Source organism: Alkalihalobacterium sp. TH-98, from assembly GCF_057473385.1.
Map to the genome: position 1 here is coordinate 1 of NZ_JBYCKM010000008.1, position 11,516 is coordinate 11,516.

At 39.1% G+C, this 11,516-nt stretch carries 12 protein-coding genes, 1 pseudogene and 1 riboswitch; all 13 genes and pseudogenes read left to right on the forward strand.

Annotated features, from left to right (window positions below):
• Positions 1-9: 9 nt before the first annotated feature.
• Complete coding sequence (locus tag AC2VNP_RS03135) at positions 10-594, forward strand: nucleotidyltransferase family protein (protein ID WP_486915966.1); 585 nt, start codon at positions 10-12, stop codon at positions 592-594.
• A 165-nt stretch (positions 595-759) separates the two neighbouring features.
• A pseudogene (locus AC2VNP_RS03140) lies at positions 760-1,101 on the forward strand (DUF72 domain-containing protein); the annotation flags it as partial.
• Positions 1,102-1,174: 73 nt separating this feature from the next.
• Positions 1,175-1,999, forward strand: coding sequence for a sulfite exporter TauE/SafE family protein (locus AC2VNP_RS03145; protein WP_486915960.1), 825 nt, complete (start codon positions 1,175-1,177; stop codon positions 1,997-1,999).
• 77 nt (positions 2,000-2,076) lie between these two features.
• The gene (locus AC2VNP_RS03150; protein WP_486915961.1) at positions 2,077-3,474 is read left to right on the forward strand and encodes a bifunctional metallophosphatase/5'-nucleotidase; all 1,398 of its coding nucleotides are present in this window, start codon (positions 2,077-2,079) and stop codon (positions 3,472-3,474) included.
• 175 nt (positions 3,475-3,649) lie between these two features.
• Entirely contained in the window at positions 3,650-3,952 is a 303-nt protein-coding gene (locus AC2VNP_RS03155; protein ID WP_275119914.1) for a YunC family protein, read from the forward strand.
• Between the two features lie 191 nt (positions 3,953-4,143).
• Positions 4,144-4,266 carry a hypothetical protein gene (locus AC2VNP_RS03160; protein ID WP_486915962.1) on the forward strand — a complete coding sequence of 41 codons (123 nt, stop codon included), beginning with the start codon at positions 4,144-4,146 and terminating at the stop codon, positions 4,264-4,266.
• Positions 4,267-4,313: 47 nt separating this feature from the next.
• Complete coding sequence (locus AC2VNP_RS03165) at positions 4,314-5,255, forward strand: thymidylate synthase (RefSeq protein ID WP_486915967.1); 942 nt, start codon at positions 4,314-4,316, stop codon at positions 5,253-5,255.
• Between the two features lie 427 nt (positions 5,256-5,682).
• Positions 5,683-6,147, forward strand: coding sequence for a dihydrofolate reductase (locus AC2VNP_RS03170; protein WP_486915968.1), 465 nt, complete (start codon positions 5,683-5,685; stop codon positions 6,145-6,147).
• Positions 6,148-6,389: 242 nt separating this feature from the next.
• Entirely contained in the window at positions 6,390-7,217 is an 828-nt protein-coding gene (gene yunB, locus AC2VNP_RS03175) for a sporulation protein YunB (protein ID WP_486915969.1), read from the forward strand.
• Positions 7,218-7,386: 169 nt separating this feature from the next.
• A riboswitch (Lysine riboswitch) is annotated at positions 7,387-7,562 on the forward strand.
• Positions 7,563-7,699: 137 nt separating this feature from the next.
• A complete protein-coding gene (locus AC2VNP_RS03180; protein WP_486915963.1) occupies positions 7,700-9,232 on the forward strand; it encodes a Na+/H+ antiporter NhaC family protein in 1,533 nt (510 codons plus the stop codon).
• Positions 9,233-9,541: 309 nt separating this feature from the next.
• Complete coding sequence (locus AC2VNP_RS03185; protein WP_418198200.1) at positions 9,542-11,053, forward strand: sodium-dependent transporter; 1,512 nt, start codon at positions 9,542-9,544, stop codon at positions 11,051-11,053.
• On the forward strand, positions 11,053-11,160 hold the full coding sequence (locus AC2VNP_RS03190; protein WP_486915964.1) for a methionine/alanine import family NSS transporter small subunit: 108 nt from the start codon (positions 11,053-11,055) through the stop codon (positions 11,158-11,160). Before AC2VNP_RS03185 ends, AC2VNP_RS03190 begins: the two co-directional genes overlap by 1 nt.
• Before the next feature lie 171 nt (positions 11,161-11,331).
• Positions 11,332-11,516, forward strand: a 185-nt coding sequence (locus tag AC2VNP_RS03195; protein ID WP_486915965.1) for a hypothetical protein, incomplete at its 3' end; no start/stop codon positions are given.

The window sequence follows — 11,516 nt, forward strand, 5'->3', positions numbered from 1 at the left end:
GGTGTAACTATGATAATTTATAATGAAGATGATATTGTAAAGGTAATTCAAGAAGATGAATGGATGATGAATTTATTAAGAAATGTAAAAACTCTAAACCTCCCTGATTGGTGGATCTGTGCAGGATTCGTTCGTTCAAAGATATGGGATGTAATCCATGATTTTAGTGTAAGAACGCCTATCCCTGATATTGATGTAATTTACTTTGATTCATCAAATACAGACGAATTAGAGGAAAAGAATATTGAAAAAAAACTTAAATGCCTTGTGCCAAGAGTGCCTTGGTCGGTAAAGAATCAGGCAAGGATGCACGTAATTAATAATATGGAACCTTATTCTTCATCTATCGATGGTATATCAAAGTTTCCTGAAACCGTAACATCATTAGGAGTTAAACTGGATGAAAAGGAAAACGTAATATTAACTGCACCATGGGGGATTACCGATGTTGTAAATTTAGAGGTAAGACCATCACCGTATTATTTAAACTCAAAGGAGCTAAAAAACGTTTATGAAAGTAGGGTTTTAAAGAAGAATTGGAAGTCCATTTGGAGTAAAGTCGAAATTCGCCATATCAGTAGTATTGATTGTTAAAATCGATTGTCCTTTTTGGATTAATATTCATGAAAATACATAAATATTTCCACTTCTATTGTTATTAAATTTATTTCACCCAAAAGTCTTTGGGGGTAATGTCATCCAACGATTGATATACATACTTTCGTTGAATTTCACACAATTATTCACCAAAACCAACGAGATGAACCGCAAGCGGGTACTGGAAGTGTCCCGATCGTACTAGAAGCTACCGACGAAGAGAAGACACTCATACGGTTTCATGGCCGTAACTACTATGGCTGGCGTGATCCGGGTGATGGAAATTGGCGGGATGTTCGCTATTTATATAATTATAATGATGAGGAACTGGGTGAATGGGTTGAAAGGATAAGACGACTCGAAAAGTCTACAAAAGACATATATATCGTTTTTAATAATAATTCTGGTGGGGACGCCGCAGAAAATGCGAAACGATTTCAAGCGATGCTAGGTATCGAATATGAGGGGCTTGCCCCTAGACAATTAACGTTATTTGATGAATGATAGTAGTATTGCATTTTATCTTTGAAAGAAGAGTAAATTAGAAAGCGCAGATAAAGAAAGTTGGGGAAAAGGTATGGAATGGATCGTTTTAGTTATTTTAGGACTCATTGCCGGGACATTAGGTAGTATAATGGGCTTGGGCGGCGGGATTATTGTTGTGCCTGCTTTAATGGTTCTTAGTGGTTACATTGGGATATTAGCCGGTATCACTCCACAAGTGGCCGTGGGTACATCTTTACTGATTATGATTTTTACAGGAGCATCCTCTACCCTAGCTTATATAAAGCAGAAGAAAGTAGACTACATCAGTGGGTCGATTTTTTTAATTGGGAGTATTCCAGGAGCTTTGTTTGGTGTTTATTTAAACAAAGGAATTGAAGTTTCCAGCTTTCTTATTTATTTTGGACTATTTATTATTATTGTTTCTTTTATTTTAATGGTAAGAAAGTATTTAAAGCCGATAAAAGTAGGAAAAAAAGGAGTTAAACGAGAATATGTGAATGACTTAGGGGAAACCGTTCAGTATGGGTTCAGTCCTTGGCTTGCTATTCCGATTTCCTTTATTGTCGGTATGTGTTCAGGACTATTTGGGATCGGCGGCGGTTCGCTCATGGTGCCAGCAATGATTCTGATCTTCGGTTTTCCGCCTCATATGGCTGTTGCAACATCGATGTTCATGATTTTCTTTTCAGCCATTTCTAGTTCCATTTCTCATATCGCTTTAGGCAACGTCGATTGGCTGTATGCGATAGCGTTAATTCCAGGGGCATGGATCGGTGGAAAATTAGGAGCTGCAATCGGTCAAAAACTAAAAAGTGATACATTAGTTATGTTTTTACGAATTTTCTTAGTGGTTATTGGTGCCAGATTAATATGGCAAGGATGGATGGTAGGGTAATTTGTCATTCGTGTCAAAACAGCACCATCAATCAACAAACGCTGACAGCGCGACAATTATAACAAGGAGGCTTTGGAGTGTCTTCTGAGCAGACTTTATTTATTTATCATACAAACGATATACATAGTCATTTTGAACATTGGCCAAAAATTGTTGAATTTATAAAAAAGCAGCGCAGCTTTCATGAACGAAAGCAGGAAAATATGCTTTATTTTGATATTGGGGATCATGCCGATCGATGTAATCCAATGACAGAGGCAACAGAAGGCAAAGGAAATGTTGAATTGTTAAATCAAGCAGGCGTTCAAGCGGTTACAATTGGGAATAACGAAGGCTTAACTTTTTCCAAAGGAACGTTAAACGAGTTGTATGAAGATGCACAATTTCCTGTTTTAGTAGCGAATTTGTTAGATGAACACGATAAAGTGCCGGCCTGGGCAAAGCCTTATCACTACATCACGTTAAACAATGGAACAAAAATTGGTGTAATCGGGATGACAGCGCCATTTTTCCCTTTCTATGTTAAACTAGGCTGGACCATTGTCGACCCTTTTGAGATCTTACCCAATCTCGTAGCAAAAGTTCGTGCTGAGGCTGACTTTGTGATTTTCTTATCACACCTCGGCTTCCCGGCAGACCAAGAAATAGCCGAGCACATTGAAGGCGTTGATGTTATTTTAGGGGCGCACACTCATCACGTCCTGCAATCAGGTAAAAACATAAAAGGTACATTCATCGGCCAAGCGGGGAAATTTGGCTTTCATATTGGTCAAATGAAGCTTGTCATTAATGAAGAAACAAAGGAAATCGTCGATATTGAAATGGCTGCTATCGAGACGCCAACAATGCCACAATCAAAGGAAACACTAGAGCTTTTAGAGCGTCTTGACCAAAACCAACGTCACATTATGAACGAAGAAGTTGCGATGCTTCCGTATGATTTACCAGTTAAGTGGTTTGAACCTTCAAAGGGTCCGGATCTGTTAGCAGATGCATTAAAAGAGTGGTGTAATACGAAAATTAGTATGGTGAATTCAGGGGTGCTGCTCGATAGTCTTCCAAAAGGCGGTATTTCAAGAGGCGATGTTCATCGAATTTGTCCTCATCCGATTAACCCATGCATTGTTACCTTGCGGGGGGACCGTTTGAAAGAAACGATCTTGCATGCTTTTACAGACCGGATGCAGCGTCTTGAATTAAAAGGATTTGGTTTCCGCGGTGAAGTATTAGGAAGAATGGCCTTCTCGGGAATTGAGGTTCATACTAAAAAGCTAGCAGATCAAGCCGAACACGTAGAACGGATTCTCATTGACGGACAAGCGATTGATATGAAAAAAGAGTATCAATTAGCAACTCTTGATATGTTTACATTTGGAAAACTGTATCCGGCTATCGCAGAGTCTACGTCTAAAGTTTTCTTTATGCCTGAGCTTCTTCGGGATGTTTTCTTATGGAAGTTAAAGCAAATTAGGTAATCGACCAACCTTTGCACTTTTTCGTCTGTTTTTCATATTGTATAACGAGGATAAGTCAAACGCCTTGTGGAGATTTATCTTCATAAGCAACCACGTTGTTTTGTTCTAGAGACTATTCCTAAGTGGATTAAGGCTATGGAACAAATGCATATCCGAAAAACGGAGGAGTGATACTGTGCTTGAAATGAATCCAATTTCAATCGAGGGTCATACCTTCATTGCTGTTACCCTCAAGCTTCCAAAAACAAACTTTATGGCAGTCATGAGTGATAAAGGATATATAATGTGTGGGGCACTTGACGTTGCACTATTGAATGAAAAGCTGAAAGAGCGTAAAATCATAGCTGGCCGTGCCGTTGGTGTTCGTACAATCGATCAACTACTCGAGGCTCCTCTTGAGTCCATTACTTTAGAAGCTGAAGCTGTAGGTGTTAAAGCGGGAATGAAAGGTAAAGATGCATTGTTAAAGATGCTCTAACTCAACAAGTGGATACTCTATCCATGTTCAATAAAAAGAGACTGACGGATTTTATTTTGGTACCGCCCCCCAAAAGTTAGAGTAGAAAACTAACTTTTAGGGGTAGCACCTTTTTCGTTGGTCTCTTTTGAATTGGGTTAATAAGTCCAAAATACTTATACTAAAATTTGCTAATCTTATGAACTGTAGTCTTGAACTATAATGGAACAGTTAAATGGTTGTATTCTGCGGTAGGGACGTTGTATGATAAAGAATTGATAGATGTATTTGAAACAATAATTTCGATGTACCCAGTAGGTTTGACAGTTGGTTAGGAAGTAAAAGTTTAAAGGGGGCTGCATGTAAGTTGAGTACAAGTGAAATGAATTATCTTCAACTATGTAGACATGTACTTGAAAATGGAACAAAAAAAGAAGATCGAACAGGAACAGGTACCATGTCCATTTTTGGCTACCAAATGCGTTTTGACCTAAATGAAGGTTTTCCATTATTAACGACCAAAAGGGTTCCTTTTCGACTCATAGCTAGCGAGTTACTATGGTTTATGAAAGGCGATACGAATATCCGTTACTTATTACAGGAAAACAATAATATTTGGAATGAATGGGCGTTTGAGCGTTGGGTTACGAGTGAAGAGTATGAGGGTCCAAACATGGATAACTTCGGGTTACGCTCGCAACAAGACGATGAATTTAGAATACAGTATGAGGAACAACTAGAAATGTTCAAAAGCCGTATACTGAATGATGATACATTTGCTGAAAAATACGGAGATTTAGGACAAGTCTACGGAAAGCAATGGAGAGCATGGCAAACGTCAGCAGGAGAAACATTGGACCAATTAGCCGATGTAATTGAAACGATTAAGAAAAATCCATCTTCAAGACGCCTGATCGTGTCTGCTTGGAATCCTGAAGATGTTCCATCCATGGCATTGCCGCCTTGTCATACGCTGTTTCAGTTTTATGTTTTAGATGGAAAATTATCATGCCAATTGTATCAAAGAAGTGGTGATATTTTCCTTGGCATTCCTTTTAATATTGCAAGCTATGCCTTACTTACCCATTTGATTGCTCATGAATGCGGTTTACAAGTTGGGGAGTTTATTCATACACTAGGTGATGCTCATATCTATTTAAATCATATAGAGCAAGTTGAAACCCAGTTAAGCCGAGAGCCTAAATCGCTTCCTAAGCTTGTATTAAATGAGGATGTAAAGTCGGTTTTTGATTTTGAAATGAAGGATATCTCAATTGAAGGATACGACCCGCACCCAACGATTAAAGCGCCCGTTGCGGTTTGATGTTGTGGCCCAAAAAAGCACTTTAGTGTAAGTGCGACTAGTAAAGTAAATTAGCGGACTCCAGGGCCGTTATTTTAGCAAAAACCTTATTTTTTTAAAGGTAAGAGGACTTAGAAGCCGTTATTTGTGTTGATCCATGATGATTTCTATTAAAATCATGAAAATAAGGGCCACACAGTCCGCTAACTGCTTCAAAAGGGTGTTTTTCTTTAAAATAAGGGCCTCAGAGTCCGCCAAATAAGAAACATGCATCGTTCTAGTGCAATATCATGTTCGCCGTGTTTCCTATATCTCATACGGGGGAGCTCCAGTCCATACGCCGCTAAGCAGGCACCTTTCGCTTTTCTATACTCAAGGTTATAATAGACCTTGAGTATTTTTCGTACTTTGAAAGGGGTTGTTTTCGTTGATTTCATTTCTAGTTGCGATGGACAATAACCGTGTGATTGGTAAAGATAACGATTTGCCGTGGAGTCTCCCTGCGGATCTGGCGTATTTTAAAAAAGTGACCATGGGACATCCCATCGTTATGGGGCGGAAAACGTATGAGTCGATCGGACGACCATTGCCGGGGCGAGAAAATATCATCCTCACGCGTAATCGAGAATATAGTGTAGATGGTTGTACCGTGCTTCACTCGTTAGCAGATGTGAAACAAGTTGTAGATGCAAACGATAAAGAGACGTTTATTATCGGCGGTGCTGAAATTTTTAAAGAGGCATTTCCAATCGCGGACAAGTTGTATATCACACATATCGATGAAGAATTTGATGGCGATACGTACTTTCCAGCGTTTAGTGATAAAGAGTGGAAAGAAGTGTCGAGAGAGAAAGGGATAAAAGACGAAAAAAATCCGTATGATTATTACTTTACGGTATATGAAAGAAAGTAACGAATGGTCCTTACCTGTGATACATATTTGTTAGAGATAAGAAAGTTGAATGTCAAATACAGGTGTTAGAAGGTTTAGAAGCTGTTAGAAAACGTCCAGGGATGTATATTGGTTCTACCAGTGTACGAGGCTTAGTATGAAAATTAAGCATTTCTCATAAATTTCAGGTCAAGGCCGTCCCCCTCTTGCATATATTTCTTGCAAAGGGGGTTTTTGGTGTGGTTCGTTTTAGACAGCGTGGGGTGTGGAAAGGCCCTCTCCTTAAAAGAAAAAGAAAGAATGGTCCTCTCTTTAATCAAAATTCAGGGAGGAAAGGTCCTCTCCCATTTCGTTATGTTTTGTTATTATCATTTGTTATATTTGTGGTCCTAACGGCTCAAGGGCTATGGCTGGTAGAGAAAGGGATTCGGCCGACGCTAATTCATATTGCAAAAACGGAAACGCAAGTATTAGGTACTGAAGCCATTAATGATGCGATTTCTAAGAAAATTGCTGAGCAGCTAGATATGGATGAGTTACTGATTATTGAAAAGGATCAAAATGGAGATATCTCCTCGATCACATTTAATTCGTCTATTGTCGCTCGTGTTCAAGCGGAAGCTACCCAACGAGTGCAACGATATTTACGACTCATGGAACAAGGCCGAGTGCATGAGATGGTCCTTCCTGATGGTGTGGAAGTGGATTTTAATCAAGAAGTTTATACACAAGACGGTATTATCTATACTATTCCGTTAGGTCAAGCGACAAACAATGCTCTACTCGCTCATTTAGGTCCGCAAATTCCGGTTCGTTTTACAGCGATTGGGGATGTAAAGGCAAATATGAGGCATCAAGTAGAAAATACGGGCATCAATAATACGATGTTATCTCTATATCTCGATCTGCAAGTTGATGTTAAGATTGTTATTCCGTTCGCAACAGACATGGAAGTTGTAAAGACGTCGATCCCGATTGGTATGACGCTAGTTCCAGGAAAAGTTCCAGAATACTATAATGTGGGCGGCACGGGGCCAGCACCTACTTTTATTAGAGAGTCCGACATTCAAGATGCTGTAAGAGATAATTAAATCAGTGATCTAATTGGCTTTTACTATAGTGAGCTCTTTTTGGAACCTACCCAATAGAAGGTGTTATCTCTGCCGAAAATAGCAGAAATTACAATTGGCGTTTTTTTAGAATGATGCTATACTATAGCGTGGTCAATGAAAAAGTGAATAATTACACCTCATCAAGTCTTGATGAGGTAGAGGCGCGGGTTTCAATAGTAATCAGTAGGAGGATGACAACTGTGAGTACTGATGAAAGGGAAACTTGCCGAAGCGAGAGTACTCGTCAACGTACTTTTTGCTGGGGTTGCATTGAATAAGTGTAACACTGTCACAGCGCGATTGCTGTGGAGAACTACTTTAGTTGATGGGGAGCCAATAGATGATTGATTATAGAGGCTTACTCAAATGATAGAGTCACCACTTTAACTAGTTTTGAAGTGATTGACACTTTAGAGTAAGCCTTTTTTTTGGTTCCAAGTAAAATAATAGGAGGTTAAAAGATGGAAACATCGATTTTATCATTAATTCCTCCCGTGCTCGCGTTAGTCTTAGTTATTTTAACGAGACGTGTATTAATTTCGCTAGGGGCAGGGATTATTGTCGGTGCGTTATTACTTAATGGATTTGATCCGATTAGTTCTTTAACGCAAATTTTTGGGATTGTCGCAGCGATTTTCTATGTTGACGGTGCAATCAATGATTGGGAGCTTTATATTATCTTTTTCTTATTGTTATTAGGAATGCTCGCTTCATTAATTGCTTTATCAGGTGGAAGTCGTGCGTTTGGTGAGTGGGCGCTTAAACGTGTAAAAACAAGAGTAGGTGCTCAATTAGTTACCGTAGTGTTAGGTATTATTATCTTTATTGATGATTATTTTAATAGTTTAACAGTTGGAAATGTGAGTCGTCCTTTAACTGATCGCCATCGAATTTCACGCTCAAAGCTAGCGTATCTCGTTGACTCGACATCTGCTCCAATGTGTGTCATTTCACCGATTTCAAGTTGGGGAGCGTATATTATCGCAATCATCGGCGGTATTTTAATGACGCATAGTGTTACTCAATATCAAGCACTACAGGCCTTTTTAATAATTGTTCCAATGAACTACTATGCCTTATTTGCTGTTCTGCTTGTACTTGCAGTGGCGTGGTTTAAGCTTGATTTTGGTGCGATGAAAAAGCACGAAAGGTTAGCCATTGAAACAGGAGAAGTGGTCGATAAAGCAAAAGGAACGCCTCCAGGGGAAAACATGGATGTTCAACCTGTGGAAAATGGTAAAGTAAGAGACCTCGTATTACCGATTATTACTTTAATTGTTGGAACGATCTTATTTATGATTATTACGGGAATTCAAGGAACTGAAGGAACAGCAACGCTTCTTGAAATCTTTGAAAATACAGATGTAGCCGCAGCTCTCGTTTATGGAGGGTTACTTGGATTAGCAGCCGCTGTTATTCTAACATTAATGAAAAAAGTTCCAGCGAAAGACTTTGGAATTGGTTTGTGGGCAGGTATTAAATCGATGCTTCCTGCCATTTATATTTTAATTTTTGCATGGACGATTATTGAAATTATTGGCGACTTAGGGACTGGCGCGTACTTAGCAACATTGATTGACGGAAATATTCCACTTGCGCTTTTACCTGTAATTATTTTTATTGTTGCTGGTGCCATGGCGTTTTCTACTGGAACATCTTGGGGAACGTTCGGTATGATGTTGCCAATCGCAGGTGATATTGCAGCAACATTAGATATTACGATGCTTCTTCCGATGTTGGCAGCAGTATTAGCGGGAGCGATTTTCGGTGACCATTGTTCACCAATTTCTGATACGACGATTCTGTCATCCACGGGAGCAGGCAGTCATCATATTGACCACGTCATTACACAGCTTCCTTATGCTCTTCTAGTAGCTTTAATTTCAATTGTAGGCTTTTTAGTGCTTGGAATTACAGGCAGCATGTTGATCGGTTTTATCGCTGCGTTTGCTGCTTTTATCGTAACAGTTATCGTTTTAAAGAAAATAGTATAAGGACTAGAAAAATAGAGGCTAAGTTTAGTCTCTATTTTTTTTCGATTAATTTCGACAAATCTATTTACAAACTAGGACAAACTTATTATAATAAAAAAACGAATTATCTGAAAATTAGTAACAGAAAGGGGAATGAACTATTGAATTCGTAATAGCTGTTCTTAAATGCTATGGGATTCGTCTGAAATGAATATTCATAATATTTTTAAAAATAATATATTTTGCTAGACTATCTTAGAGAAAGTAGAATATACTTGCTATTAAGAGATAGAAAATTTAGAAAATTAGAAAGAGAAAGGGGTTATGGAAATGAACGGACGTGAACAATGGGGCACACGTGCTGGGTTTATTTTAGCAGCAGTCGGTTCGGCAGTTGGTTTAGGTAACATTTGGCGTTTCCCTTATGTTGCGTATGAAAATGGAGGCGGAGCTTTCTTCTTCCCATATTTATTCGCACTACTAACAGCGGGGATCCCACTACTTATTATGGAGTTTACAATGGGGCATAAGTATCGTGGTTCGGCACCATTATCTTATGCAAGAATGAACAAGAAAACAGAATGGATTGGTTGGTGGCAAGTAGGGGTATCGTTTGTTATTGCAACATACTACGCTGTCATTATCGCTTGGGCGATGGCTTACGCTTATTTTGCAATCGGTCAGCGCTGGGGTGAAGACACTGGTGGTTTCTTATTTGGAGAGTATCTCCAACTAGCTGAAGTACCAGGTCAAATTGGAAGTTTAGTACCATCTGTATTTTTCCCATTAATTCTAGTATGGGTTATTACATTGGGTGTTTTATTTAAAGGTGTTAAAAAAGGTATTGAAGTGGCAAACCGTATTTTTATTCCTGCACTTGTCGTTTTATTCTTAATTATCGTAATTCGTGCTTTAACATTAGAAGGTGCAGCTGTTGGTCTTGACGCATTCTTCAAGCCAAACTGGAGCGAAATTATGACTCCTAGTGTTTGGGTAGCAGCATATGGTCAAGTATTCTTCAGTTTATCCATTGCATTTGCTATTATGATCACTTATTCAAGTTATCTTGGGAAGAAATCAGATATCACGAACAACGCGTTCATTACAGGGTTCAGTAACTCTAGTTTTGAAGTGTTAGCTGGTATTGGGGTATTTGCTGCATTAGGTTTCATGGCGACACAAGCGGGTGTTCCATTAAACGAAGTAGCAGCGGCAGGTATTGGTCTAGCGTTCGTTGTCTTCCCGCAGATCATTAATACATTCCCTGCACTTAATGGGCTGTTTGGTTTCTTATTCTTCGCTTGTTTAGTTTTAGCAGGTTTATCGTCTTTAATTTCAATCGTTCAAACCTTTGTAGCGGGTCTGCAAGATAAGTTTAAAATTTCTCGCGGTAAAGCCGTTATTTTTGGTGGAGGTCTTTCAGCTCTAATCTCAGTTCTTTTTGCAACTCAAGGGGGACTATTCTTCCTAGATGCAGCTGACCACTTCATTAATACATTTGGTGTAGCACTTTCTGGTCTAGTATCAGTTATTACCGTTTCTTGGTTTGTTAAGAAGCTTCCAGAACTTCAAGGCCATGCAAACTCCGTATCAGATATTCGTTTAGGTTTATGGTGGAAAGTGTGCTTAGGAGTTATTACTCCAATCGTTCTAGGTTACATGGCAATTCAAAACTTGATTGGCAATATTCAAGAGAACTATGAAGGCTATGCGACGTCATTCTTACTATACTCAGGATGGGGCGTTGCGATTGGAGCTATTCTGATCGGATTTATTTTCTCAGCGATCAAGTGGGGTCAAAATGACTTAGAAATTCCGAAAGAAAAAGGAGCTGAACTATAATGAGTGCAAGTGCAATTGTAATGATGATTATCGGTATCGCAATCGTTTGGGGCGGTTTAGCTCTAAGTATCTTAAACGCAGTTAGAGTAGCGAAAGCAAATAAATAAGTATGATAAGGAAGCACTCAGATATTGATCTGAGTGTTTTTCTTATTGCTCAGAACATCAATATGTACAGAAAAAGGTTTAACTTGTTCGTTTGTGACGTTGTGAAAAGTAGGTCGAGTTATGTAGCGGGTGTGATGACCCCCGAAAAAAGAGAGAGTCAGCGAAAGAACGGTGATCAAAGAGCGTGATGACCCCCGAAAAAAGAGAAACAGCGAAAGAACGGTGATCAAAGAGCGTGATGACCCCCGAAAAAAGAGAGTCAGCGAAAAAACGGTGATCAAAGAGCGTGATGACCCCCGAAAAAAGAGAGTCAGCGAAAAAACGGTGATCAAAGAGCGTGTTGACCCCCAAAAAAA

Coding starts and splice junctions, on each gene's coding strand:
- AC2VNP_RS03135 (WP_486915966.1), top strand. CDS start 10: ATGATAATTTATAATGAAGATGATATTGTAAAGGTAATTCAAGAAGAT.
- AC2VNP_RS03165 (WP_486915967.1), top strand. CDS start 4,314: ATGAATTATCTTCAACTATGTAGACATGTACTTGAAAATGGAACAAAA.
- AC2VNP_RS03190 (WP_486915964.1), top strand. CDS start 11,053: ATGAGTGCAAGTGCAATTGTAATGATGATTATCGGTATCGCAATCGTT.
- AC2VNP_RS03145 (WP_486915960.1), top strand. CDS start 1,175: ATGGAATGGATCGTTTTAGTTATTTTAGGACTCATTGCCGGGACATTA.
- AC2VNP_RS03185 (WP_418198200.1), top strand. CDS start 9,542: ATGAACGGACGTGAACAATGGGGCACACGTGCTGGGTTTATTTTAGCA.
- AC2VNP_RS03170 (WP_486915968.1), top strand. CDS start 5,683: ATGGACAATAACCGTGTGATTGGTAAAGATAACGATTTGCCGTGGAGT.
- AC2VNP_RS03180 (WP_486915963.1), top strand. CDS start 7,700: ATGGAAACATCGATTTTATCATTAATTCCTCCCGTGCTCGCGTTAGTC.